This window comes from Rhodococcus sp. AC861, assembly GCF_979256035.1.
Genome location: NZ_CEEDMW010000001.1, coordinates 441,229 through 465,083, shown reverse-complemented (window position 1 = coordinate 465,083; position 23,855 = coordinate 441,229). Strand labels below are relative to the sequence as shown.

The window sequence follows — 23,855 nt, the reverse complement described above, 5'->3', positions numbered from 1 at the left end:
ATCACCACCATCGGCTGTCGGGGGAACGTACCGACCGATAGTAGAGCCTCAAACCGGGCATAGCAATGTAGCGGACCGTAAAAACAAACCGGAGGTCTACTGGAGAAAGTTCAAATAAGCCTTCGACGGGGTCGGCCCGCGCTGTCCCTGATACTTCGAGCCGAGCGACGAACTGCCGTACGGATTGATCGCCGGACTGGAGAGACGGAACAAGCAGAGCTGCCCGATCTTCATGCCCGGCCACAATGTGATGGGCAGATTGGCGACGTTCGACAGCTCCAGCGTGATGTGGCCGCTGAAGCCCGGATCGATGAAGCCCGCCGTCGAGTGTGTGAGAAGTCCCAGACGGCCCAGACTCGACTTGCCTTCGAGCCGGCCCGCGAGGTCGTTCGGCAGCGTCGTGAGTTCCAGCGTCGACCCCAGTACGAACTCGCCCGGGTGGAGAACGAACGGCTCGCCCTCGGCGGGTTCGACCAGCGTCGTCAGTTCGTCCTGGCGAAGTTTGGGGTCGATGTGGGTGTAGCGGGAGTTGTCGAACACCCGGAAGAGGCCGTCCAGTCGAACGTCGACACTCGACGGCTGCACCATCGCCTCGTCGTACGGCTCGATACCCAGCGTCCCGGCGTCGACCTCGGCCTTGATGTCACGATCGGAGAGCAGCACGCCCAGAAGGCTATAGACCGGCAGCGCCTGCCTCCATGTTCGCCCTGCTAATCTGGTCGCTGCGCACCTCACGGGTGCCGCGCCGATGTAGTTCAATGGCAGAACATCAGCTTCCCAAGCTGAATACGCGGGTTCGATTCCCGTCATCGGCTCCACCTCGACCGGTCGGGCGATAGTGGAATCGAGACCCCGGTTTCCGGGGGTTACCTTCCACTATTCGCATCCACTGTGTCCGGCGACACGCGTCGTTCCTGGTCAGGATGGGTACACGTCCGCCCATCACTGTCTACCTCCCCGAAACGAGTACCTCCATGACCGAACGCGTCGTCTCCGCACGCCTCGATGTCGACATCACGGCCGCCAGCACCCTGGAGTTCCAGATCGCGGTCGCCCCGCATCCGGGTGCACAGGTGGCGGAGACGCTGTCGTTCATGCTCGACGGCACTGCTGTCGACGCGCGGGAGGTCAGCGGCAACCACGGGAACCGCATCCATGTTCTCGAGGTCGGCGAGGGCAACCTGCAGGTGTACTACGACGCGACAATCACCGGGAACGCCGAGCCGGCGCCGGTCACGGATCTCGATCGCTCGGTCTACCTGCGTCCCAGCCGCTACGCCGAGGCCGACAAGTTCTTCGGGTTCGCCGCCACCGAGTTCGGCAGTGAGTCGGACGACGAGGTCCTCCTCTCCAAGGTGTCCGACTGGGTCGGCCGACGCCTGCAGTACGTCCCGGGCAGCAGTGACCCCATCGACGGCGCGGCGGACACGCTGTTGGCCGGCGCGGGAGTATGCCGCGACTACGCCCACCTCGTCGTGGCGATGCTGCGCGCTCTGAACGTGCCCGCGCGTCTCGTCGCGGTGTACGCACCGGGATGCGACCCGATGGACTTCCATGCCGTCGCCGAAGCTCTGGTGGGCGATACCTGGCAGGTCGTCGATGCCACGTGCCTCGCGCCGCGCTCGACCCTGGTCCGTATCGCGACCGGCCGCGACGCTGCGGACACCGCGTTCCTGGACAACCACAAGGGCTCGATCACCCTGAACAGCTCGACCGTCACGGCCGTCGTCTCCGGCGACCTTCCCCGTGACGACATCCACGAGCTGGTGGCCCTGTCCTGACCGGCTGAACGGGCGTTCCGTCGGTCGCTTCGATGAGCCGCGTTACTGTGACTCGACGAAGCAGGAAGCGAGACGCCCATGAGCATCGAACCGGATGCAGCGCTCAGCAGTGAGTATCCAGAGTCGGACGACGGTGACTACGACACCGTCATCACTCCCGGCAAGGACCCGTTCTACCGGGCTCCGGCAGGGTTCGAGCAGACGCGTCCCGGAACGGTGCTGCGCTCCCGCGAGGTGTCGATCGCGCTCTTCGGCATCGTCCGTCAGCAGGTCACGGCGTGGCAACTGCTCTATCGCACCGACAGCATCGATCACGAACCTCGCGTCGCCGTAACCACGGTCCTGCTGCCGGTGGGCGCGGATCCCGGTGCTCCGCAGGCCCTGCTGTCGTACCAGTGCGCCATCGACGCCGTCTCCGACCGCTGCTTCCCGTCGTACGCGTTGCGCAAGGGCGCACACGCCAGTGGCGCGGTACCGCAGTTCGAACTGATGATCATCCTGTACGCGTTGCGCCGCGGCTGGGCGCTGTCCCTTCCCGACCACGAGGGCATGGACGGGCGATGGGGAGCACCCGTCGAGCCCGGCTACTGCACCCTCGACGGAATCCGCGCCGCGCTGTCCTTCGACTCGCTCGGACTGGACGATGCCACTCCCGTCGCCCTGTGGGGATATTCGGGCGGTGGACTGGCGACGTCGTGGGCAGTCGAGGCCGCGAGCGAGTACGCCCCGGAGATCGATGTGGTCTGCGCCGCGCTGGGATCACCGGTCGGCGACCCGGCGTCGGCGTTCTCGCGACTGAACGGAACCCTGTTCGCGGCTCTGCCGACGATGGTGGTCGAAGGCCTCCGGCGCACCTACCCGGCGCTCGATTCGGTCATCCAGGAGCACGTCGCGTCCCCCGGCCTCCACATCCTGGACACCCTCGAACGCAAGACCACGATGCACGCCGTGATGACCCTGCTCATGCACGATCTCGAGCGGTACACCGACATCCCCCTCGCCGATGTCATGGCCACACCCGCGCTGGTGCAGATCTTCCAGGACATCCAGCCCGGCAAATCGGCACCGACGTTCCCCCTCTTGGTGTTCCAAGCCGTGCACGATCCGATCATCGCCGTCGACGACGTCGACGGTCAGGTCGAGCGGTACCGCGCCGCCGGGGCCCACGTCACCTACATTCGCGACCGCCTCAGCGAACACCTGTCTCTGCACCCGATCGCCGCTCCCGCGACGCTCGACTGGATCGCCGACCGCTTCGCCGGGAAGCCGTTGCCCGACGCGACCACCGAGACCGTGTGGTCGACCGCGCTGACCCTCGGGGGTATGCGCGGACTGCTCGGCCTCACGGTCTCGACGGGTCGTGCGTTCTTCGGCAGGAAGGTCGGCTGAGCCTCAGCTCTGCTGCTGAACGGTGTCCTTCGCGTCCTTGGCGTGGTCGCCGACATCTTGCGCCGCGGACGTGCCCTCGTCCTTGACGGTGCCGACGGCGTCGGTGGCGGTCTCCTTGACGGACATCGCCGCGTCCTTCGCCGGCTCCTTCAGGTTGGCCGCCGTGCTCTGCGCGACATCCCGAGCCTCGTCGACCAGCGGGGAAGCCTTGTCCTTCAACGTTTCTGCTGCCTGCTGCTCCTTCGAACTCGCCGGGAGCAGCGACGCGGCAATGAGTCCCGCTCCGAATGCCACCAGACCGGCCGCCAACGGGTTGCCACGTGCGGCGCCCGTGACACCGCTCGGAGCACCCTTGACCTTGTCCCCCGCCGACGACAGCGACGACTGCGCGCTCGACGTCGTGTCGTGGGCGGACCCCATCACACGGTCCCGGACACCGGACACGGCTCCGGTGACACTGCTGACCTTGCGCTTGGCCATGGTGGCTGGATTCGCCTCGTAGGCAAGGGTACCGACGTCGTTGCTCAGTGTCCGCCGCGTACGTTCGATGTCCGCGCGGATCGCATCGGGTTCGGTCATGGTCGCCTCTCCTCATGATGTGCGCTCGTGTCTCGAGCGACGGTGTCCGGGTGGGGTGTGAGCGCCCCGGGGATGTCCTTCACGGTGTCGGTGGTGCGGGGCATCCCGGGTGCCGACTTCAGCGACGAGCGCCCGACCACGGCGAGAACGGCCGCGATGACGGCCCAGATCACGGTCACCACCAGTGCCGACCATCCGCGCCCGATGGCGTTGCCGAGGCTCCACCACAGAGCGACCGACAGGAACAGCAGCACGAAATACCCGGCAACTGCTGCGCCGGCGAGCATTCCGGCCCCTTTACCGGCGCGGGTGGCGGTCTGACGGGCCTCCGCCCTGGCCAGCGCGAGCTCCTGGCGCATCAGCACCGAGAGATCCTCACTGACGTTGGAGAGCAGTTCACCGATCGACGGGTTTCCGTCCGACCGGGTGTTCGGTGCGGTCACGGCAGCCGCCCGGTGGGATCGGTGCCGAAGTCGGGGGGACCCATCGCCTCGCCGAAGCCCGACGGCTGCACGCCCGCACCCGGATCGGCGTATCCGACCGTCGTCGTGGTGGCGAGAGGTTCGACGCCGCCGTCGGCGTGCACCGCCGTCGCTGCGTCGGTTCCCGAATCGTCCTGCTGCGCAGCGAACAAGCCGCGTCCCAGACGTCCGGCCAACAGACCGGCACCCGCCGCGATCGCCAGGAAGGCACCCGGCCGTCGGCGTGCGAAGCCCGTGACCTCGTCCAGGACGTGGCCCGGTTCACGGTCGTCCAACCACGATGCGATGGTGTGCGAGCGCTCGGCGGCCTGCCGTGCCAGATCGGTCGCCACGCCCGGGTTCTGCGAGCCGTCGGCCATCGAACCCAGTTCGTCGGCCAGGGACCGCAGGCCGGACGCGACCCGCTTCTGTTGCGCGCCTGCCTGATCCGTCAGTTCGCGTCGAGTCTGGTGCGCGAGTTCCTTCGCGCGGTCGGTCGCCTCGCCGGCGACGGAGGCAGCCTGATCCTTGGCCGTGGACGCCGTCGACTGCGGCTCGTACTCCGCGTGTCGGCCGGGCGGGGGCCTGCGGACACCGGAGGCGGAGGTGCAGGAATATTTCCGGCGGAGTGAGTCATGGTATGTCCCAACAGGTTCGCGAGTCGTACTCGGACCCGGCTGAGATACCCCGCGAAGAACGGAGAAACCATTCTCACCGAAGAAAACCGGAAGGAATGGTCAGGCTCCGAGTTTGTCCACCATGTCGTCCAGGGCGGCCGCCGCGGTCGCCAGACGTTCCGGGGAACGGTCGTCGCCCAGTTGCTCCACGATCGCCGCCTTCGTGGTGATCAACACGGAGTCGGACTCGTCGTCGGTCACGACGGGCCGACCGTCACGCAGCACCAACGACGTTCCGTCGGGTGCCTCCAGCAGGTGCTCGAGCATGTCTGCTGTCACTGTCATCGTCGTTCTCCTCGTGTCTCGAAAGGTCAGGGCGTGGCTTCGTGCCCTCGTTGGCCGTGGGTGCGACGGTCCTCTTTCATCTCCGCCTCGAAGACGTGTCTGCGACCGCCCATCAGATCGTCGCGGATCCGACGCTCGTGCTCGCGCACCGTGGACCAGTACCCGTCGTCGAAATCCTCGACGATCTGAAAGGTCCATCGGCCCTCGATCACGTTGCGTCCGACGACCTCTGCCTCGAGCGCGTCGGCTGCAGCAGCGTGGCCGGCCTCCCGCAGCTCGTCGGCAGCCTTACCCAGTTGCAGATCTGCGTGCCCCATCATCTGATGGAACGAATACAGCTGCCCGCGTGCACGTTCCACCCACTCCAGGGCCTCGGACACCGAACCCACAGCGGACACCGTGGCGTCGTCCGCGTCGGTGGGACGGCGGTGGTCGGCCAGCATCTTCTCGCGGTCTTCACTCATGTCGAGTGGTTACCCTCGCCGTATCCGTGCGAACCGCGACAGCGTCCGCACACCCCCCAGAAGAAGACGTCGATACCGTCGACCGCGAAGTCGTCCGGGTCGCCCGTCGAGCGGCGGACGTCGGTAGTCAGCGACGTGTCGAACACCTGCCGGCATTGCCGACACATCAGGTGATGGTGGTCGTCTCCGTCCACCCGTAGTTCGTACAGCGCGGGGGAGTTGGCCGGCTCGATCCGGCGGAGCAACCGCGCCGACACCAGGGCGTCCAGGTTCCCGTACACGGTCTGGCGGGACATCCCCTGCGGCGACAGCGTGCGCGCCACGAAACCGGCGTCGACGTGCGGGTGCTCGGCCACCACGCGAAGCACTCGCATGCGGGGCCGCGTCACCCGCAGGCCTCGATCGCGCAGCACCCGCTTCCAGTGCGTTTCCGACGGTGCGACCGTCGCGACTTCGTCTGTTTCCACGACGCCGGTGTGCCCTCGGACGGACGTGCGAAACCACTTCGTCCCGGTCAGTCCGTGGTCGGCGACGCAGCCCTGATCTTGCGACGATGACTGGTGTCGCAGAAGGGATAGTTCTTGCTGCGGCGGCATGCGCACAGCGCCACCATGAACCGATCGGAACGCACGCTCGTGCCGTCGTCGAGTTCGACGACGACGGGACCCTCCACCATGACGGGGCCGCCGGGCACCATCCGGACGGCTCGGGCGGCTCGCGGGTCAGGGGCGTAGGGCACGGATGACCACCAGTTCCTCGGAACGACGGCCCGGCTGCAGCGCACCCGTCGACTCGAGCCACTCGGCACGTGCGTGCATCACCGGACCGAACGCGATGCGGCGACGCGCGACGACGTCCACGGTGGTTCCAGAGCGACGCAGGCGCTCGACCGTGCGCGCCTCCCCGGCGAACTCGGACTGCACGATCAGCATCGTGCCGCCCGGGACGAGGAGATCGAACGCGTTGTCGCACAGAGGATCCAGGACGATCCGGCCGTCGGAACCCGCATCCCACGCGCGATGCACTCCGCGTCCGGTGGGCGCGGCGGGCGACGGAACGTAGGGAGGATTGGACACCACCAGATCGAAGGGCGCCTCGAGAAGCGCATCCTCGAGAGTTCCCTGCCGAGCATCGACGGCCACGCCGATCCGATCGGCGTTGTCCAGTGCGCACGCGACGGCGCGTGAGTCGAGGTCGTAGGCGAGCACCTCGCGAGCCCCGAGACATGCCGCCTCCAGGGCGAGGACGCCGGTTCCGGTGCACAGGTCCAGGACTCGGGCATCGAGCGGTGATGCTGCGACAGGCATGACGTCGCACATCAGTCGGGAGTCGTCCTGCGGCGCATACACACCGGGGTGAGCGCGAATCATGTCGATCGTGTCGCGGTGAACCGTCGTCACACGAGTACCTTCCGTCGGCGCAGCGGTGCGCTGGCGGCAATTGCCGCCATCAATTACCTATGCATTCCCGCTCACCGGTTACTCAAACGCCGCGAAGAATGGTCACCATCGTCGCGCGATGATCTCCGCGATGCGCGGAATCTCGTCGTCCGGCAATGGTTCCGACCCGATCACGACCTGTCTGCTCAGCAGACCGTCCACCGACATCGCGAACAACTCCGCGGATGCGACGGTGGCCGGGTATCCCGCCTCGGCCATCTTGGACGCCACCAAGGCCACGAACGCCCCGAGTTGCGAGTCGAACGCTGCCTTCAGTTCGGGACGCACCAGGCCTTCGCCGAGGAGGTGGTGGCGCGCCATGACCCGGCCGCGATGCGCGTCGCTGCACATCTCGCGGACGAACCCCACGAGGGCACCGACGACTGCTTCGTGCTCCCACGACTGCAGGGCGAAGTGCCGCGCGGCCACCTCGAGATCGCGGCGGAACACCTCGTCGAGGGCCAACGCGAGCAAGGTCGCGCGGTTCGGCGCGTGGTAGTTGACGGCCCCGGCACCGAGGCCGGTGGCCTCGTCGACAGCGCGATGGGTGAACCCCCGCGGCCCGCGTTCGGCCAGGACACGAACGGCAGCTTCGGCGATGAGCAGCCGCCTACTGGGCTTGTTCGCTGGATCCACGTCGAGCATATTACGGCCCTGACGTGCGGAAAGATAATCAATCGGACATCCGTGCCCGCCGTCGCATCGATGTCCGGTCCGGGGAGAAGCTCTTGACACCGGAGCCACCGACCCGTTTTCTATACAGATGTTGAGGAATCGAACCATGGGTCGCCGCGGCTTCTTCGCTGCTGCCGCTGTCGCCGCCGGGGCTGTCACGGTCGCCGTCGCACCACGAAGTTCCGCCGCTCCCGTCGCTCTCGGAGCGCCTGCCGACACGCACCGTTATCCGGGGTACCGGGGCGCCGACGTCGATCTGCCCTACGCGAGGTACATGCAGCCGCGTACCGCCCCCGCTCAGCAGCACGTGCTCGACGCCGTCGCTGCTCCCCCACTGCCCGCGGCAACGGTGCCCCGCTTCGACGACATCACCCGCGACCTCGCCGCCACCGGAACTTCGGCCGTCGAGACCGGATACGGGCAGGGCGCCGACGGTGTGGTGTTCGTGGCGACGCGGACGGAGATGCCGGGCGTCACCGCGGCGATGTGGGACTGGTGGTTCGGATGGCATTCCACCGAGGCCGCGCGCTACAAGTTGTGGCACCCCGACGCCCACCAGTACGCGTCATTGGCGACCGATCTGACGGGCACATCCCTGCCGGACAAGCAGAAGTACATCGGCAACACGACATACGTCGACGAGTACGTCGGACCGAAGCTGCAGCAGCTGGGGATCAACTTCCGGGACCCCGTCGCTCACGGATTCACCGTGCCGGCCGATCAGACGATCATTTTCGGTCGCGTCGGCAGCAGCATCGCACCGGTCGACCTGGGGTGGCTCGCCCATCAGGTCCGGCCGATCGACGGCGGCGCCGAGATGCGCAGCCGTTTCCACCTCAACCTGCGGGGGCTGCACGTCCCCGATCTGACGCAGGCAGCGAATGCCGTCGCCCGAGGCGCCTCGGTGGACCCGACGGACCTGCAACTGGGCCTGGACCTCGGTCGGGACCTGATGCTGCACTGCGGGCAGGAGATGAACCACCTCGCGCAGTTCCTACCGGAGCTGTACGCGGAATTCTCGAGCTGAGATCAGCCCGTCGACCCCGAGTTCTTCGACTCGGAACCCTTCGACACGAGCTCGGCCGACAACCGGCTGATCGCGGTGTTGGAATCCTGGGACAGACGGGTCAGCAGGGAGAACGCGTGCTCGGCGTCCACACCGAACCGCTCCATGATCATTCCCTTGGCCTGACCGATGATGTCGCGCGACGCCAGGGCCGAGTGGAGCTGGTCCTCGACCCGGCTGGAGGTCAGGGCGATAGCCGCGTGGGTCGCCAACGCCTCCCCCACGGCGATCGCCTCGTCGCTGAAAGCGGACGGTTCATGAGCGAACAGGTTGAGGGCGCCGAACGTGTCCCTGTGGGTGAACAGCTGGAACGACAGCGAACTACGGACACCGGCCTCGACGGCTGCGGGCGCGTACTTCGGCCACCGCATCTCGAGAGTGAGATCGTCCGCTCGCACGACTTCCACCGACGTCGCCGCGTCCAGACACGGACCCTCGCCGAACTCGATCTGCAGCGCGTCGAGGCGGGGAGGGAGATCGGACGTCGGTCCGTGCGAGGTGAACGTCGACTTGCGTCCGGCGATCTCCACGATGTCCGCCGCGTCGGCGCCCGGGACCAGGTCCAACGCCGCTCGCGTGATCTCTCTGAGCTTGGTGTCGAGGTCGCCGTGCGCCGTCAGGTCGCGGGCGAACAGCGCCAACGCCGACGTGATGTCTCGCTCGCTCATACGCTGCTCCATCCATGTCGGGAGGGCTGAACGGAACACCCCACTGTGCCGACCGGACATATGTGTCCGTCGGCACCTATGGATTGACCGCGCGGCCCCTCGGGTAAACAAGGACGACCCACCGAAAGGCACGTCGTTGCGCATTCTCGTCACCGGGTCCACCGGCTACATCGGTTCCCGGCTCATCCCTTTCCTCCTCGGCGACGGCCACGTCGTCCTCGCAGCCATGCGCGACGACAGCAAAGCGTCGTCGTTCGCCTGGAACGAGGACGTGACGCCGGTGCACTTCGACATCACCGACCACGACTCCATCGACAGCGCGGTGAGCGGCGCCGACGCGGTGGTCTACCTGGTGCATTCGATGGACGACGGCGACTTCGTCACCAAGGACCGCGAGGCAGCTCAGGCTGTCGCGGCGGCCGCGGAGAAGCACGGCGTCGGCCGCATCGTCTATCTCTCCGGGCACGTTCCCGACGACGACATCGAGCTGTCCGATCACATCCGCTCCCGCCTACAGGTCGAGGAGGTCTTCCTCAACTCGTCGGTGCCGGCCACCGTGCTGCGCGCGGCAATCATCCTGGGCGCGGGATCGACGTCGTTCGAGTTGGTCCGCAAGATGGTCGAGCGGCTGCCCGTCACCCCGGTTCCCAGTTGGATGGTGAACAAGGTGCAGCCCATCGCCACGACCGATGTCCTGCAGATCATTGCCGCCGCGCTGAAGGGCGACCCGATCGCCGGATCCTTCGACATCGGCGGAACCGAGGTGCTCACCTACCCCGAGCTGCTCTCGCGCTACGCGGACATCGCGGGCTTGGCGCGGCCGCAGTTCCGAGTACCGCTGGTCCCCACACCCGTCGTCGGGCGGGCGGTCGCCACCATCACCGGCATGCCCCCGGGCACCGTGATCTCTCTGGTCGACAGCCTTCACCACGACATGATCGTCCGACGAGGCAACGCGGCGACGGACACCTTCGCCGACGCGGTGGGCGAGTTGGTCGGGATCGACGAGTCGATCAGGCGCTCCCTTGAAACCAGCACCCACGACGGCACGGACGCGGAGGGAACGACCGATCCCCAGTCCGCTGCCGACACCGACCCCTCGTGGGCCGGCGGCGTGGTCAGCCTGCAGGACGGCGACGTCGTCCACTCCCCGACCGGGAAGATCTCGCGGGCAATGCTGCATCCCAAGTCCTGACGGGTGGTTCCGGCGTCGTCCTTCGGGTACCCGCCGAAGATGACGAATACCGAAGAGACAGTCGACCAGTACACCAAACGTGACCCGACGACTGCGTACGGAGTACCGGATCGCGAAGGGCAGGAACCGATCTCGCATCCGGGACTCACCGGCGACCTCCGGACCACACCCGACCACGGGGAGAGCACCTACCGGGGATCGGGCCGACTCACGGGCCGCAAAGCGCTGATCACCGGCGCCGACAGCGGCATCGGCCGGGCCGTCGCGCTGGCCTTCGCGCGCGAAGGCGCGGACGTCGTCCTGTCCTATCTCGACGCCGAGGAGGAGGACGCGACGCAGACGGCGCGCCTGGTCGAGGAGGCCGGCCGGCGGGCGGTGAAGGCTCCGGGCGACATCCGCAGCGAAGAGCACTGCAACGATCTGATCGACACGGCGTTCCGCGAACTCGGCGGTCTGGACATCCTGGTGAACAACGCCGCGTTCCAGATGGCGCAGAGCGGCGGCATCGCCGACATCAGCACCGAGCAGTTCGACCGAGTTCTCAAGACGAATCTGTACGCACTGTTCTGGTTGTCGAAGAAGGCCGTGTCGGTGATGGAGCCGGGCGCGACCATCGTCAACACCGCCTCGGTGCAAGGGGTGTCCCCGTCACCGGAGCTGCTCGACTACGCCACCACCAAGGCCGGCATCATCAACTTCTCGAAAGGACTGGCGTCCGAGGTGGCGCCTCGCGGCATCCGCATCAATGTCGTTGCGCCGGGGCCGATCTGGACCCCACTGATTCCCGCGACGATGCCGTCCGACAGTGTCGACGGCTTCGGTGACCAGGTACCGCTGGGCCGCGCCGGTCAACCCGCCGAACTCGCACCCGCCTACGTGTTCCTCGCGTCGGGCGAATCCAGCTACATCACAGGTCAGGTCATCGGTGTCACCGGTGGCGCACCCATTCTCTGAGAGGCAACACTCATGAAAGCAGTGACATGGCACGGCAAGCGTGACGTTCGAGTCGATACCGTCCCGGATCCGGTGATCCAGGAGCCCACCGACGCCATCATCGAAGTGACATCGACCAACATCTGCGGATCCGATCTGCACCTCTACGAGGTGCTCGGCCCGTTCATGAATGCGGGCGACATCCTGGGCCACGAGCCCATGGGCATCGTGCGTGAGGTGGGAAGCGCGGTGTCGAACCTGTCGGTCGGCGACCGTGTGGTCATCCCGTTCCAGATCTCCTGTGGCTCGTGCTACATGTGCGACAAGCTGCTCTACACGCAGTGCGAGACGACGCAGGTCCGCGAATCCGGCATGGGCGCAGCGTTGTTCGGCTACTCCGAGCTGTACGGATCCGTGCCCGGCGGCCAGGCCGAGTACCTCCGGGTCCCGCACGCCGACTTCACCCACATCGCGGTGCCGGAGGGTCCCGACGACTCCCGGTTCGTCTACCTGTCCGATGTCCTACCGACGGCTTGGCAGGCCGTGCAGTACGCCGATGTTCCCGAGGGCGGCACACTCACGGTTCTCGGACTCGGCCCCATCGGCGACATGGCCGCACGCATCGGCATCCACCTCGGCTATCGAGTCATCGGCGTCGACAGGGTGCCGGAGCGCCTCGAACGGGCGCGCGCCCGCGGTGTCGAGACCGTCGATCTCCGCGCCCACGGCGGACAGGTCGGGGATGCCATCCGTGACCTGACCGACGGCCGCGGAACGGATTCCGTCGTCGATGCTGTCGGCATGGAGGCGCACGGTTCCCCGGTGGCCAAGGCGGCACAGCAGCTCGCCGGCCTGCTTCCCGATGCACTGGCGAAGCCGATGATGCAGAAGGCAGGAGTTGATCGCCTCGACGCCGTGTACTCCGCCGTCGACATCGTGCGGCGCGGCGGAACCATCTCGTTGTCGGGTGTCTACGGCGGCGCGGCGGACCCCTTGCCGATGATGACGATGTTCGACAAGCAGATCCGCCTCCACATGGGTCAGGCGAACGTGAAGCGGTGGGTCGACGACATCATGCCGTTACTGACCGATGCGGATCCGCTCGGCGTCGACGACTTCGCGACGCACACACTGCCGTTGGCCGACGCACCGCACGCCTACGACATCTTTCAGAAGAAGCAGGACGGCGCGGTGAAGATCATTCTCCGACCGTGATCGGGACCAGGCGGTCCAGCTCGAGGACGCCAAGGGTTCGCCGTACGCGCATCGACGGCGCGATGACGCTGTCGATGGCGTGCGGCGACTCCGCCAGCGCGTTCTCGATGGCCGTCACGCCGGCCGAGCTGAAGAACTCGACACCGCCGAGATCGAGGACGAGGGCGGAGACCGCCAGCCGATGTCGTAGCGCGGTTTCGAACTCGAGAGCCGTGACCAGGTCGACGTCGCCGTGAACGGTGAGCGTCGGCGAGCCGGTGACGGGGGCATCGATGGTGAAGGAGATCGGGAGTTGATCGGTGGACGGGGTGTGTGACGTCATCGATGTACCTTTTCGGCGCTTCCCGGCCACGACCGGGTGTGTTGAGCGAAGGGCCCGACTCTGGACCACCGTGTCGATGATGTTGCCGGACCCGGGTGACGGTCCCACAGACGGCAAGATCACGAATAGATCACGGTAAGTAACAGAAGGGTCACGGCGGTACCGGCACCCCGATCGAGCTGCCGGTACCGCTCCCGTGTCAGCTCCGGGTGGCTCGCAACGCATCGGCGGCCGACACGGGCTCGCGGCCGAGGAGCCTCGCCAGATCGCCGGACTCGGTGTCCAGATCCCCGCGTGCGATGCCCGCGTCGGCGCTGGCGAGCATCTGCGCGACCGGGGTGGGCAGACCTGCACCTTCGAGCGCACCGACGTGCTCGTCGGTGGACAGATCCTTGTAGGTGACGCCGGAGCCGATGACCGCGGCGATCGCGTCGGCCACGCCGTCGTAGGTCAGACGCTCGCCACCCAGCTCGTAGACCTTGCCGGCCTGATCGTCGGAGAGTAGGACGGCCACCGCAGCGGTGGCGTAGTCGGCACGTGCCGCACCCGCGAGGACACCCTGGCCACCGCTGCCGATGATGGCTCCGGTCGCCGAAGCCTGGTCGACCGACGCGGCGTAGTTCTCCCAGTACCACCCGTTACGAAGCAGGACGGACGGCACCGACGACGACGCCAGGCGCTCCTCGGTGGCGATATGTTCGGGAGCGAGACTGACCGTGCTGGTATCGGCCTTGAGCAGGCTGGTGTACGCGACGAGTGAGACACCTGCGGCCTCGGCAGCCTCGATCACGTTGGTGTGCTGCGCAACTCGCTTGCCGACCTCCGAACCCGACACGAGCAGCAGCTTGTCGACGCCGTCGAACGCGGCGCGCAAACTCGCCGGATCGCCGTAGTCGGCGACGCGAATGGTCACGCCGCGAGCGGCCAGATCGGCAGCCTTGGCCTCGTTGCGGACGACGGCGACGATGTCGCTCGCCGCGACACCGTGGTCGAGAAGTGCGTGGACGGCTGCCGAACCGAACTGGCCCGTAGCTCCGGTCACCGCATATGTGGTCATGACATGTCTCCTGGGTCGAAAAGGCGAACGCGGCTCGGTCCGAACCGCTCGTCGACCACTATGCACTTACTTTTCGTACAGTGCAACATCATCAGTAACCAGTGACTGTTCGGCTGGTACTCTGAACGAGTGCCCGACATCGATCCCACACTCGAAGCAGACGTGTTCTCGCGCAACTGCTCGTCTCGCGACACGATGCAGGACATCACCGGTCGATGGGGCGTGCTGGCGCTCGCTGCGCTGGCGGAGGGCCCCTACCGCTTCGGGGCGCTGCGACGCCGCGTGGACGGAGTGAGCGAGCGGATGCTGTCCCAGACGCTGCAACGTCTCGAGCGCGACGGTCTGGTCACCAGGACGGTGCTGGAGCAGATCCCGCCCAAGGTGGAGTACACCCTGACGGATCTGGGGCGTGCGGCCGCCGACCACCTGGTGGGTCTGATCGACCTCGTCCAGTCGAACATCGCGACCGTGACGGCTGCGCGCGCCGAGTACGACGCGCGCAGCACGGCCACGATCTAGCTGGTGCCGCGACCGGTCTCGGACTGCAGCCGGTCGATCATCTCGGACGCCTGCGCCTTGTTCAGGTCGGACGGAACGTCCTCCTTGGCCTCACGGGCGAGCGTCTCCAGGTAGCTCAGCTGGGGACCGGTGGGCGGCTCGTCGCCGGTCACCCAGTCGGACGGATCCTTCTCGGCACTCTGGTCGACAGCGCCGGTGTTCTCTGGTGTGTTGTCATCGCTCATACGTTCGACTGTACCCATCGCGCCGTCCTCGCAAACCGTCTCGACGTGCGCCACAAACGGCAACGGTGCGGTCCATTGGCTCGCCGAGCCGTATTCGTGCCGCTTTACTTCGTACAAACCCGCGCAACACACTCGTTTCCCAGCAAATCTTCAGCCCGGGGTGCTACAAACGGCGTTGTGATCGTCTTCGTGGCAATAGCAGTGCTCTGGTTCGGAGCCGCACTGGCCATTGCTGTGCTCCTCGGACGCGCGGCATCTCGTGCCGATCGCGAGGAGCTGGGCTCGCAGAACGACTGGGACATCGCCGAGATCGACCAGGAATTCCACGGTTCACGCTGACCGTTCTGCCGATAACGGTCCGATATCTACAGCACGACCGAAGAAGCATTCTCCGCGGTCGGTTCCAACGACATGTACGCCGTTTCCAATCGGTGCACCGCAGCGATGAGACGATCACCGTTCTCGGCATAGGGCAATCGGACATAGCGCTCGAAAGCCCCCTCCACTCCGAAACGAGGACCCGCCGCCACCGCCACCCCGTGCGACGGTGCGACGGCCGCCAGCGCCGTGGACGTCGCCGTCGGCATCTGCAACCACAGCGACAGGCCGCCCGGCGCGCGGTCGTAGGTCCAGTCGGGAAGACGGTCCGCCAACGCGGCCGTCAGGGCATCACGGTTGCGCCGCAGTTCGGCGCGGCGAGGGACGACCACTTCGTCGTGCCTTTCGATGAGGGCCGCGCACGCCAGCTGGTCCATGATCGGCGTGCCGATGTCGACGGCTGCCCGCGACGTCGCCAAGCGCGAGATCAGCGACGGTGCCGCCCGGATCCATCCGACCCGCAGTCCACCCCAGTACGACTTCGAGGCCGACCCGACGGTCACGACCGTCGACGGATGCCCGACCGACGCCACCGGCGGCGGGGGCGCCTCGTCGAGCCACAGATCGGCCATGGACTCGTCGACCACGAGGGTCGTGCCGGTACGACGCGCATTCGACGCCAGTTCGGCTCGACCGTCCGCGTCGAGCAGTGCGCCCGTCGGATTGTGGAAGTCGGGGAGAACGTAGGCCATCCGGGCCCCGGTCTGCGACGCCGCGTCGCGTATCGCGTCCAGATCCCACCGTCGCGCGGAGTCACCGGACGGGCGCAGCGGCACCGGTACCGCGCGGGCTGCCGTACGTCGGATGGCCTCCAGCGCATTGGGATACGTCGGATGATCGACCACGACCCGATCGCCGGGCGAGACCAACACCTCGAGCAGGAGTCGCCACGCCTGCTGCGCGCCGGAGGTCACCATGATCTGATCCGGCGACGTCGGGAGACCACGCTCGTCGTAGCGTCGAGCGATCGCGCGACGCAGGGCGACGATCCCGACGGGCTCGATACCGTGGCCGGTGTAGTACGCCGGAAGCGCTTCCAGCGCAGCGGTATACGCGCGCGTGACCTCCTCGGAGGGTGCGGTCACCGCAGCATGGGTCATGTCGATCACCGATGCCGGCCCGGGCTGCCCGGCGCTCACGGCGCGACCGGAACTCGGACGGCGGGTCGCCGGTGGAAGTGCGACCGTGCTGCGTGAGCCCTGCCTGCTGAGCAGGTAGCCCTCGTCCCGCAGTGCCGCATAGGTATTGGTGACGGTCGTCCGGGACAGGGTCAGCGCACCGGCCAGGTCGCGTTCGCTGGGCAGCGCCACCCCGAGCGGGATACGGCCGTCGTGCACCAGGAGGCGGATCCCGTCGGCCAGCGCCCGGTACACGGGCCGATGCTTGCCGGACGGACGCCAGTGACCGAGGTCGCGCACCAGCGTCGCCGCACCGATCACTCGACTCACCATGAGAGCCAGTATCGCTCAGGCCGTGCGGGCGGATCCCATCAGGAAGGCGCCCGTGCCCGGTAGCCACCCGACGGTGCCACCCTCGAACACGTTGTACCGGCCGTGGCCGGTAGGCGTGCGCTTCTGATTGGTCACCGGATACCCGAGCGTGCCGCCGGCTCCGCCGTGGTCGAGATACCAGGCGAGGATCTCGCCGTGCACCTCGAACGCACCACCCTCGGGGAGCGCGAACACGACCGCGTGCTGGAACTCGAGCATGCCGCCGCCGCGCGGACCGAGCATCAGTTCACCGACACGGGTGCCGATCCACGAATGCTCCAGGGCGAACCGCTCGAACTGGCACTCGAAGACCTCGAGTCCGACGTACGTGCTGTCCATGGCGGCCACCCTCCAGTGACTCGGTCCCGCCGAGAAACGGATCCAACTGTTCCGTCTCATAGCGAGCCTGAGCCACAGTATGAGCTATGCAGGCACTTTCGTCATCACATTTGTGACAAGCCGGAAAAATCGACCGGTCAGCCCAGAATGTCCCGACGCACGATGGTCTGATCCCGACCCGGCCCGACGCCGATGTACGACATGTGGGACCCGGACAGCTCCTCGAGTCGCAACACGTACTTCTGGGCGTTGACGGGCAGCTCCTCGAACGAGCGCGCGCCCGAGATGTCTTCCCACCACCCCGGCATCTCCTCGTAGATCGGCTTCGCGTGGTGGAAACCGGTCTGCGTCATCGGCATGTCGTCGTGGCGGACGCCGTCCACGTCGTACGCGACGCAGATCGGGATGGTGTCGAGTGACGACAGCACGTCCAGCTTGGTGAGGAAGTAGTCCGTGATGCCGTTGACCCGCGTCGCATAGCGGGCGATGACGGCATCGAACCATCCGGTGCGGCGTGCGCGGCCGGTGGTGACACCCACCTCGCCGCCCTGCTTGGCCAGGTACTCCCCCGACTCGTCGAACAGCTCCGTGGGGAACGGGCCCGAGCCGACACGCGTCGTGTACGCCTTCAGGATGCCGAGGACCGTGGTGATGCGGCCGGGACCCACACCGGATCCGACGGATGCGCCACCCGCGGTCGGGTTGGACGACGTCACGAACGGATAGGTCCCGTGGTCGACGTCGAGCAACGTGCCCTGCGAACCCTCGAGCAGCACGGTCTCCCCGCGCTCGAGCGCCTGGTTCAGCGCGAGCCTGGTGTCGGAGATGCGGTGCTTGAAGCCCTCGGCCTGGCCGAGAACCTCCTCGACGACGGCTGCCGGATCCAGCGCGCGACGGTTGTAGATCTTGGCCAGCACCTGGTTCTTGAACTCCAGCGCCGCCTCGACTTTCTGCGTGAGGATCTTCTCGTCCAGGACATCCGCGGCGCGCACTCCCACGCGGGCGATCTTGTCCTGGTAGCACGGGCCGATGCCGCGGCCCGTGGTGCCGATCTTGCGAGCTCCGAGGAACCGTTCAGTGACTTTGTCGATGGCCACGTGGTACGGCATGATCAGGTGCGCATCGGCGCTGAGCAGCAGTTTCGTGGTGTCGACGTCACGCTTCTCGAGGCCGTCGAGCTCGGTGAGCAGCACACCCGGATCCACCACGACGCCGTTGCCGATCACGTTGTTCACGCCCGGGGACAGGATTCCCGACGGGATCAGGTGCAGCGCGAACTTGTCACCGTTGGGCAGGACGACGGTGTGGCCGGCGTTGTTGCCACCCTGGTAGCGCACCACCCACTGCAGCCGCTCGCCGAAGAGATCGGTGGCCTTGCCCTTGCCCTCGTCGCCCCACTGGGCGCCGATGAGGACGATTGCCGGCATGTGTTGCTCCATCACTCGAATGAGCAGCCGGACCGTCCCGGGCTGCGGCTCGTGAGGATGACACGACGAACGTCGTGCATCGACCATGACCGGTGACACAGTGTACCGCCCGGGCCGAACGGCACCGCTCGCAGCCGACCGCACACCGTACTGCCTGGTCTTCTGTCGCGGTGGTCGAGTCAAAGCGACGCGTAATCGAGACCCCGCGACGCTCACTCCGGAGTCCACGTCCCCGAAGTCCTGATTATGGTGGACAACGACCCTCCTCAGCGATGACAAAGGACCCTTTCGCGTGACTCCGTTCGTCTTGCAGTGCGGCAGGCCCCTGGTGCCCATCGCGCTGTCCTCGCTACCGCTGACCGCGGTGCCCGAGGTGCCGTCGAGGGAAGAATGCGATGCGGTGCTCGCGGAACTCGACGGACTGCACGACCCGCGTCTGATCGTGCTGGGCACCGACGCCTCGCTCGCCGCCGTCCTCACCCGACTCATGCGACGCGACCGTCTCGACATCGAACTCGCGTACGTCGCGGAATCGGCCAGCGAGGCCAGCCACCTGTTCCGCGTCGGCACCGGGTCCCGCGCAGCGAAGGTCGCGCTGTCGGGCAAGGCGTCCCCCACCCCGTTGATCCGGGACGATGCCGGCTCCGCCGTCGTCGGGCTCGCCACCGTCTCCGGTCCGCGAGGCCATCTGGTCGGCGAGGCATACGTCGACGACACCCGACTCTTCTCCGGTGAGGTCCCCGGCATCGAGGTCTCCCCCACCCTGGAGATGCCCGGCCTGCGGGCACGCGTCCAGGGCAAGCGTGGCCTGTTCCGCAAGCGCTGGATCACCGGCCGGGCGATGCAGCTGGGTGCTACCGCCGCGCGGCTGACCAAGGACGGTGTCGACATTCCCCGCGAGACCACGCGGTCGACGATCTACCGCCACGACAAGCAGTGGCTGCTCGTCCGCTGACCTAGACGCCGGCGTTCCGCGAGGCCGCCAAGGACTCACGCAGTTCGGCAGCGTTGCGCGGCCGCGCCTTCGGATCCAGCAACCCGTCGGCCGCCAGCTCCGCCGCCAACGCCAGCGTCCACGGAGTCCGCAGACGGGCCCGCCTCACCAGGTCCTCGTCCGACAGCAGTGTCACCGGATCCCCCTGCACCACGACGCCGTCGACGACGACGGCAACCGAGTGGGACCACTCGAGCGCGAGCGCGACATCGTGTGTCGACAACACCACCGTCGTGTGTGCGTTCTCGAGGCGGGACAGCGCGGCGAACATCTCGTCGACACCCTGCGGATCCAGGCCGGCAGTGGGCTCGTCGAGAAGCAGGATGCAGGGACGCATCGCCACGGCGCCCGCCGTTGCCACGCGCTTGCGCTCGCCGTAGGAGAGCTGATGCGTCGGGCGCGACCGCAGATGGTCGATACCCATCACGTCGAGCGCGGCGTCCGTCCGGTCGCGGATCTCCGCGGCGGTGAGGCCCAGATTGACCGGGCCGTACGCGACGTCGCGATAGACGTCGACGGAGAACAGTTGATCGTCGGGGTCCTGCAGCACCAACTGCACTTCCTGTCGGTGCGCGCGCAGGCCGGACCGCGAATACCGCAGCGGAACGTCGTCGATCTCCACACGGCCGGCGTCGGGCTCGACAGCTCCCGACAGACAGCGCAGCAGAGTCGTCTTCCCCGACCCGTTGGCTCCCAACAGCGACACCCGTCGCGCCGCAGGTACGTCGATCGTCGCACCCCGCAGGACCGGCGGACCGCCCTGATAGCGGACGACGATGTCGCGAGCAGTCATCGTGCGATGGCTCATCGCGCACCTCCGAGCGACACCGCGACCACCGCGGCGAGAACCAGCACCGTGACCGACAGAAAAGCCGGTGAACTGTGCTGCACGTCGATCGGATCGGCGGACACGGCGTCACCGAACTCGCGCCCGGCCAGCCCCGCTTCGAGTCGGGACGCCCGATCCCAGGACTTCACCAGAACGGCAGCCGTCAGCAGACCCGCCGACTGCATCGAGCGCCGCGGCGACGAGTAGCCCAGCCGCGAGGACTGCGACTGACGGATGGTGTGGACCGACACCAGCAGCACGAACAGGAACCGGTACATCACGGCGGCGACGTCGATGCACGCCTGCGGGACCCGGAGTCGTCGCAGTCCCGACAGGATGTCGATCATCGGAGTCGTCATGGCGAGCAGGAGCACCGCCGACGTCCCGGCGACTGCGTGCCCGGACACCTCGAGGGCGCGACCGACGCTGTCCTGCGTGACACCGATGCTCCAGTCGGGCGTCGCCGTGACGGTGATCGCGACCGAGACCGCGCCCAACGCGATGAACACGGCAGGTGCAGCGAGTGCGCGCAGCACCGGCCGCAGAGGCGTTCGAGCCATGACCGTCACAGCGCCCAGAGAGACCGCGGTGACGACGACGGCCCCCGGCCACGGCGGCAGCAGCAACGCGCACACCACGAGACCGAGCGACAGCAATGCCTTGTCGGCGACGGATCGCGTGCGCCACGCACTGGCCCACGCCGCGTCGTCGGTCGCGAGACCCTGCATCTAGGTCCGCTCGAGTTCGGCGCGCAACGCTTCCAACTTCCGACGTCCACGCAGCGCCGCCACCACGTATCCGAGGATCACGCCGCCGACCGCCGCCTGCAGCGCGAACAGGCCCGACTCGACCTCACTGGACGTCGGGGAGAACACCGAGGTGAACCACGGGACGTAGTCCGGGTGGTCCTCCTCGATCCGTGAGGTGGCCGCCGAATCGGATCCGACGAACCGTTCCTGGTCACCGCTGCGGCCGGCGTCGAGCAGCAGCGCTGCACCGACGATGAGCACGACCCCGCCCGCGAGCAGCAGGTTGATCCACACGTTCCTACGCATCGACGGCGCCCTTCTCCCGTCGGAGCACACCCAGGGATAGCAGTTCCGGCGTCGCGACGGTGCGCAGGACGCGGAACACCAGGACACCCAGCAGACCCTCGGCGATGGCGAGAGGAATCTGGGTGACGGCGAAGATCGACAGGAACTTGGTGACGGCACCGAGCACGCCGCTCTGCGGATCGGGGAACGCCAACGCGATCTGCACGGACGTCGTGCAGTACGTGGACAGATCCGCCAGCATCATCGCGAAGAACACCGAGAGCGACAGACCTCCGCCCAGCATCCCGGTGAGGCGGAACGCGGCGTACCCCACCCACGGACCGACGACGGCCATCGAGAACGCGTTGGCTCCGAGCGTCGTCAAGCCTCCGTGGGCCAACAGCAAGGCCTGGAACAGCAGCACCACCGTGCCGAGGAACGCCATGACCGGGGGCTTGAACAGCACCGCCCCCAAACCGGTTCCGGTGGGGTGGCTCGAGCTGCCGGTCACCGACGGGAGTTTGATCGCGGACAGGACGAACGTGAACGCCCCCGCCGCGCCCAGAAGCAGCCTGCTGCTCGGGTTCTCCCTGACCTGGATGACGACGGCGCGAGCACCGTGAACGACGAACGGCGCCGCGACGCACGTCCAGACTGCCGCGTGAACGGGTGGCAGAAAACCCTCGGCGATATGCACGAGTGGAACTCCTCAGATTGCGCGTCCGATTCGAGTTACCGTGCACGGCTCGGCGATCTGACTCACGGACTGGTAGTCCGTTCACAGTGGCGCGACCGTCCCGGAATCTCACCGGGTTCCCCTCACCAGCACGGAGCGAGTGCTGGTGACCCGCTCCGGTCATACTCGCACACCGTCACCAGGTGAGTTCGTCCCTGCATGTCGGACCGTGAACAGCAGGTTCGACCTGCACGGTCGCGTGATCGAGACCGTACGAGGACAACACCGTCTTTCCCCTGGCGAGCATCACGGACGCCGAGCCGTCGGAGGTGATGTGCACGGTGGCCACGTCCATGCCGGTGGTCAGAGTCCACACGTGCAGGTCGTGCACGTCCACGACACCGGGCAGCGCGCGGAGATCGGCCTCGAGGGCGGCGATGTCCACGTTCGACGGGCTCGCCTGGGTGAGGATGCGCAGCGACTGGCCCGCCAGCGACAGCGCGCGCGGCACCACCCACAGCGAGATGGCGATACCGACGACGATGTCCGCCCACGTCCAGTCGAAGACGAGCAGGAGGACGCCCGCGATCAGCACTCCGACGCTGCCCACCGTGTCCGCCAGAACTTCGAGATAGGCACCGCGAACCGCGATCGAATCCTTCGCATCGGCGCGGATGAGCAGCATGACCACGAGGTTCGCGACCAGACCCGCCGCGGCCGTCAGCACCATCGCGAGGCCGGGGATGTCCGGCTGGTCGCCGATACGCCGGATCGCCTCGACGAAGATGAACACCGCGACACCGAGCAGCAGCACCGCATTGGCCACGGCCGTCAGCACCTCTGCGCGGTGCCAGCCGAATGTCCGTGCAGCAGAATTGCTTCCGCGTCGCGCGAGGCTCAGTGCGATGAGGCCCATCGTCATCCCGATGATGTCGGTGAGCATGTGGCCCGCGTCGGCAAGCAGGCCGAGGGACCCGATGACCAGGCCGACCGTCAACTCCAGCGCGAAGAACGCGACGAGGACGAACCAGGCGATCCCCATCCGCCGCAGCCGACCCTCGCCGGCCCCCTGTGCCGGTGTGTGCGCGTGTCCGTGCCCCGCTCCCATGCTCGTGACGATACATGCAGGATCGTGCATATGGGGAGCCAGCTGTTCCCGCGGGAGTTCTGGGTTCCCTCCGTGGTTGCAGTGACCGCGGGAAGACGGAAGGTCAGCGGGAAGCCCGTTCCATCGCTGCCGCCAGCAGACGTCGCAGCCTCTCGGGTTCGCTCGCAGATCCGCCCACGTCCACCGCACCACGTGGCATCCGAGCGCTCGGAGAGCGTCCTCGCGCAGCTTCTCCTGGACGACGGACAACGCCCCGCCCTCGTACTTCACCATGCCGTCGAACTCGCCGACCAGGGTGCCGTCCCAGTCTAAGTCCGTCCGTGCGACGACGCGACCGTCGACGTCACGGAAGACATGTTGCAGCCTCGGCGCCGGAACCTCGGGCCACCGCATCATCAGAGCTCTACTCCAGGACTCCCCGATGCTCTCGGTCAGCGGACTCGCCATGTCGACAGCTCGCCGCGCTGTCCCGACACCTCGTCGACGACCCATGCGCTCGAGGGTGCCGGGCAGATCGGCTCGGTGACACCTCAGCGCTGACTCGACGGCGCAGAGCGCCGCCTCGAACGGGACCGTGCACGCAATGTCGAGCGCGGTCCGTGCAGGTGTGGTCACCGCCAAACCGTCGACG

The 23,855-nt window shown here is 67.2% G+C and carries 31 protein-coding genes, 1 tRNA gene and 1 riboswitch; of the genes, 10 read left to right on the top strand and 22 right to left on the bottom strand.

Annotated elements, in window-relative coordinates; all coding sequences use genetic code 11:
* Nucleotides 1–96 precede the first annotated feature (96 nt).
* Nucleotides 97–663 carry a dCTP deaminase gene (dcd, locus tag AC0IX4_RS02230; protein WP_042573083.1) on the bottom strand — a complete coding sequence of 189 codons (567 nt, stop codon included), beginning with the start codon at nucleotides 661–663 and terminating at the stop codon, nucleotides 97–99.
* Nucleotides 664–744: 81 nt separating this feature from the next.
* On the opposite strand from dcd, the gene AC0IX4_RS02225 reads away from it, so the two are divergent.
* The 3 genes from AC0IX4_RS02225 (at nucleotide 745) to AC0IX4_RS02215 (ending at nucleotide 3,170) form a co-directional block, all read left to right on the top strand.
* A tRNA-Gly gene (locus AC0IX4_RS02225) sits at nucleotides 745–818 on the top strand.
* A gap of 156 nt (nucleotides 819–974) precedes the next feature.
* Nucleotides 975–1,781, top strand: a complete 807-nt coding sequence (locus AC0IX4_RS02220) for a transglutaminase-like domain-containing protein (protein WP_471827864.1) — start codon at nucleotides 975–977, stop codon at nucleotides 1,779–1,781.
* A 78-nt stretch (nucleotides 1,782–1,859) separates the two neighbouring features.
* Nucleotides 1,860–3,170, top strand: a complete 1,311-nt coding sequence (locus tag AC0IX4_RS02215; protein ID WP_471827863.1) for a lipase family protein — start codon at nucleotides 1,860–1,862, stop codon at nucleotides 3,168–3,170.
* A 3-nt stretch (nucleotides 3,171–3,173) separates the two neighbouring features.
* Here the strand turns inward: AC0IX4_RS02215 and AC0IX4_RS02210 are convergent, their stop codons facing one another.
* The 9 genes from AC0IX4_RS02210 to AC0IX4_RS02170 form a co-directional block, all read right to left on the bottom strand.
* Complete coding sequence (locus AC0IX4_RS02210) at nucleotides 3,174–3,749, bottom strand: DUF3618 domain-containing protein (protein WP_471827862.1); 576 nt, start codon at nucleotides 3,747–3,749, stop codon at nucleotides 3,174–3,176.
* A complete protein-coding gene (locus AC0IX4_RS02205) occupies nucleotides 3,746–4,192 on the bottom strand; it encodes a phage holin family protein (RefSeq protein ID WP_471827861.1) in 447 nt (148 codons plus the stop codon). Before AC0IX4_RS02205 ends, AC0IX4_RS02210 begins: the two co-directional genes overlap by 4 nt.
* Nucleotides 4,189–4,590 (bottom strand): hypothetical protein, encoded by a 402-nt coding sequence (locus tag AC0IX4_RS02200; RefSeq protein WP_471827860.1) that lies wholly within the window; start codon nucleotides 4,588–4,590, stop codon nucleotides 4,189–4,191. The genes AC0IX4_RS02205 and AC0IX4_RS02200 overlap by 4 nt, the downstream gene beginning before the upstream one ends.
* Before the next feature lie 357 nt (nucleotides 4,591–4,947).
* A complete protein-coding gene (locus AC0IX4_RS02195) occupies nucleotides 4,948–5,172 on the bottom strand; it encodes a hypothetical protein (protein ID WP_042574138.1) in 225 nt (74 codons plus the stop codon).
* Nucleotides 5,173–5,198: 26 nt separating this feature from the next.
* Complete coding sequence (locus AC0IX4_RS02190) at nucleotides 5,199–5,636, bottom strand: hypothetical protein (RefSeq protein WP_471827859.1); 438 nt, start codon at nucleotides 5,634–5,636, stop codon at nucleotides 5,199–5,201.
* Complete coding sequence (locus AC0IX4_RS02185; protein ID WP_471827858.1) at nucleotides 5,633–6,103, bottom strand: Fur family transcriptional regulator; 471 nt, start codon at nucleotides 6,101–6,103, stop codon at nucleotides 5,633–5,635. The genes AC0IX4_RS02190 and AC0IX4_RS02185 overlap by 4 nt, the downstream gene beginning before the upstream one ends.
* Before the next feature lie 47 nt (nucleotides 6,104–6,150).
* Nucleotides 6,151–6,333 (bottom strand): CDGSH iron-sulfur domain-containing protein, encoded by a 183-nt coding sequence (locus AC0IX4_RS02180; protein WP_471828325.1) that lies wholly within the window; start codon nucleotides 6,331–6,333, stop codon nucleotides 6,151–6,153.
* 25 nt (nucleotides 6,334–6,358) lie between these two features.
* Nucleotides 6,359–7,036, bottom strand: coding sequence for a methyltransferase (locus AC0IX4_RS02175; protein ID WP_471827857.1), 678 nt, complete (start codon nucleotides 7,034–7,036; stop codon nucleotides 6,359–6,361).
* A 102-nt stretch (nucleotides 7,037–7,138) separates the two neighbouring features.
* Complete coding sequence (locus AC0IX4_RS02170; protein WP_162245376.1) at nucleotides 7,139–7,711, bottom strand: TetR/AcrR family transcriptional regulator; 573 nt, start codon at nucleotides 7,709–7,711, stop codon at nucleotides 7,139–7,141.
* A gap of 127 nt (nucleotides 7,712–7,838) precedes the next feature.
* On the opposite strand from AC0IX4_RS02170, the gene AC0IX4_RS02165 reads away from it, so the two are divergent.
* On the top strand, nucleotides 7,839–8,777 hold the full coding sequence (locus AC0IX4_RS02165; RefSeq protein ID WP_471827856.1) for a DAPG hydrolase family protein: 939 nt from the start codon (nucleotides 7,839–7,841) through the stop codon (nucleotides 8,775–8,777).
* 2 nt (nucleotides 8,778–8,779) lie between these two features.
* Here AC0IX4_RS02165 and AC0IX4_RS02160 read toward each other — a convergent pair whose 3' ends face one another.
* Nucleotides 8,780–9,484, bottom strand: a complete 705-nt coding sequence (locus tag AC0IX4_RS02160; RefSeq protein ID WP_056072892.1) for a GAF and ANTAR domain-containing protein — start codon at nucleotides 9,482–9,484, stop codon at nucleotides 8,780–8,782.
* 136 nt (nucleotides 9,485–9,620) lie between these two features.
* Between AC0IX4_RS02160 and AC0IX4_RS02155 the strand changes: the two genes are divergently transcribed.
* Genes AC0IX4_RS02155 through AC0IX4_RS02145 form a run of 3 tightly spaced genes read left to right on the top strand, consistent with a single transcriptional unit; the run spans nucleotide 9,621 to nucleotide 12,827 of the window.
* Nucleotides 9,621–10,679, top strand: a complete 1,059-nt coding sequence (locus AC0IX4_RS02155; RefSeq protein ID WP_056071623.1) for an NAD(P)H-binding protein — start codon at nucleotides 9,621–9,623, stop codon at nucleotides 10,677–10,679.
* 39 nt (nucleotides 10,680–10,718) lie between these two features.
* Nucleotides 10,719–11,633, top strand: coding sequence for a glucose 1-dehydrogenase (locus AC0IX4_RS02150; protein WP_042574261.1), 915 nt, complete (start codon nucleotides 10,719–10,721; stop codon nucleotides 11,631–11,633).
* A gap of 12 nt (nucleotides 11,634–11,645) precedes the next feature.
* Complete coding sequence (locus AC0IX4_RS02145; RefSeq protein WP_471827855.1) at nucleotides 11,646–12,827, top strand: zinc-dependent alcohol dehydrogenase; 1,182 nt, start codon at nucleotides 11,646–11,648, stop codon at nucleotides 12,825–12,827.
* Here AC0IX4_RS02145 and AC0IX4_RS02140 read toward each other — a convergent pair.
* Both AC0IX4_RS02140 and AC0IX4_RS02135 read right to left on the bottom strand, forming a co-directional pair.
* Nucleotides 12,811–13,149 carry an STAS domain-containing protein gene (locus AC0IX4_RS02140; protein ID WP_471827854.1) on the bottom strand — a complete coding sequence of 113 codons (339 nt, stop codon included), beginning with the start codon at nucleotides 13,147–13,149 and terminating at the stop codon, nucleotides 12,811–12,813. The two genes, AC0IX4_RS02145 and AC0IX4_RS02140, sit on opposite strands and share 17 nt — an antisense overlap.
* 199 nt (nucleotides 13,150–13,348) lie before the next feature.
* The gene (locus AC0IX4_RS02135) at nucleotides 13,349–14,206 is read right to left on the bottom strand and encodes an SDR family oxidoreductase (RefSeq protein ID WP_056071632.1); all 858 of its coding nucleotides are present in this window, start codon (nucleotides 14,204–14,206) and stop codon (nucleotides 13,349–13,351) included.
* Between the two features lie 129 nt (nucleotides 14,207–14,335).
* On the opposite strand from AC0IX4_RS02135, the gene AC0IX4_RS02130 reads away from it, so the two are divergent.
* On the top strand, nucleotides 14,336–14,725 hold the full coding sequence (locus AC0IX4_RS02130) for a winged helix-turn-helix transcriptional regulator (protein WP_042574146.1): 390 nt from the start codon (nucleotides 14,336–14,338) through the stop codon (nucleotides 14,723–14,725).
* On the opposite strand, the gene AC0IX4_RS02125 is transcribed toward AC0IX4_RS02130, so the two are convergent.
* Nucleotides 14,722–14,949, bottom strand: a complete 228-nt coding sequence (locus tag AC0IX4_RS02125) for a DUF3072 domain-containing protein (RefSeq protein WP_042574262.1) — start codon at nucleotides 14,947–14,949, stop codon at nucleotides 14,722–14,724. The two genes, AC0IX4_RS02130 and AC0IX4_RS02125, sit on opposite strands and share 4 nt — an antisense overlap.
* Before the next feature lie 189 nt (nucleotides 14,950–15,138).
* Here AC0IX4_RS02125 and AC0IX4_RS02120 point away from each other — a divergent pair, with 189 nt between their 5' ends.
* Entirely contained in the window at nucleotides 15,139–15,288 is a 150-nt protein-coding gene (locus tag AC0IX4_RS02120) for a hypothetical protein (protein ID WP_156388287.1), read from the top strand.
* Nucleotides 15,289–15,314: 26 nt separating this feature from the next.
* Here the strand turns inward: AC0IX4_RS02120 and yczR are convergent, their stop codons facing one another.
* The 3 genes from yczR to AC0IX4_RS02105 form a co-directional block, all read right to left on the bottom strand.
* Nucleotides 15,315–16,778, bottom strand: a complete 1,464-nt coding sequence (gene yczR, locus AC0IX4_RS02115) for a MocR-like transcription factor YczR (RefSeq protein WP_056071634.1) — start codon at nucleotides 16,776–16,778, stop codon at nucleotides 15,315–15,317.
* A gap of 15 nt (nucleotides 16,779–16,793) precedes the next feature.
* A complete protein-coding gene (locus AC0IX4_RS02110; RefSeq protein WP_042574263.1) occupies nucleotides 16,794–17,156 on the bottom strand; it encodes an LGFP repeat-containing protein in 363 nt (120 codons plus the stop codon).
* A gap of 137 nt (nucleotides 17,157–17,293) precedes the next feature.
* Nucleotides 17,294–18,583 carry an adenylosuccinate synthase gene (locus AC0IX4_RS02105; protein WP_042574264.1) on the bottom strand — a complete coding sequence of 430 codons (1,290 nt, stop codon included), beginning with the start codon at nucleotides 18,581–18,583 and terminating at the stop codon, nucleotides 17,294–17,296.
* Nucleotides 18,584–18,875: 292 nt separating this feature from the next.
* Between AC0IX4_RS02105 and AC0IX4_RS02100 the strand changes: the two genes are divergently transcribed.
* A complete protein-coding gene (locus tag AC0IX4_RS02100) occupies nucleotides 18,876–19,538 on the top strand; it encodes a hypothetical protein (protein ID WP_042574148.1) in 663 nt (220 codons plus the stop codon).
* Between the two features lies 1 nt (nucleotide 19,539).
* Here the strand turns inward: AC0IX4_RS02100 and AC0IX4_RS02095 are convergent, their stop codons facing one another.
* The 5 genes from AC0IX4_RS02095 to AC0IX4_RS02075 form a co-directional block, all read right to left on the bottom strand.
* Nucleotides 19,540–20,385 carry an energy-coupling factor ABC transporter ATP-binding protein gene (locus tag AC0IX4_RS02095; protein ID WP_471827853.1) on the bottom strand — a complete coding sequence of 282 codons (846 nt, stop codon included), beginning with the start codon at nucleotides 20,383–20,385 and terminating at the stop codon, nucleotides 19,540–19,542.
* Nucleotides 20,382–21,134 carry a cobalt ECF transporter T component CbiQ gene (cbiQ, locus tag AC0IX4_RS02090; protein ID WP_471827852.1) on the bottom strand — a complete coding sequence of 251 codons (753 nt, stop codon included), beginning with the start codon at nucleotides 21,132–21,134 and terminating at the stop codon, nucleotides 20,382–20,384. Before cbiQ ends, AC0IX4_RS02095 begins: the two co-directional genes overlap by 4 nt.
* Nucleotides 21,135–21,461, bottom strand: coding sequence for an energy-coupling factor ABC transporter substrate-binding protein (locus AC0IX4_RS02085; RefSeq protein ID WP_471827851.1), 327 nt, complete (start codon nucleotides 21,459–21,461; stop codon nucleotides 21,135–21,137).
* Nucleotides 21,454–22,137, bottom strand: a complete 684-nt coding sequence (locus AC0IX4_RS02080) for an energy-coupling factor ABC transporter permease (protein WP_042574152.1) — start codon at nucleotides 22,135–22,137, stop codon at nucleotides 21,454–21,456. The genes AC0IX4_RS02085 and AC0IX4_RS02080 overlap by 8 nt, the downstream gene beginning before the upstream one ends.
* 30 nt (nucleotides 22,138–22,167) lie before the next feature.
* A riboswitch (cobalamin riboswitch) is annotated at nucleotides 22,168–22,306 on the bottom strand.
* 6 nt (nucleotides 22,307–22,312) lie between these two features.
* Nucleotides 22,313–23,224 (bottom strand): cation diffusion facilitator family transporter, encoded by a 912-nt coding sequence (locus tag AC0IX4_RS02075; RefSeq protein WP_042574153.1) that lies wholly within the window; start codon nucleotides 23,222–23,224, stop codon nucleotides 22,313–22,315.
* Between the last annotated feature and the right edge of the window lie 631 nt (nucleotides 23,225–23,855).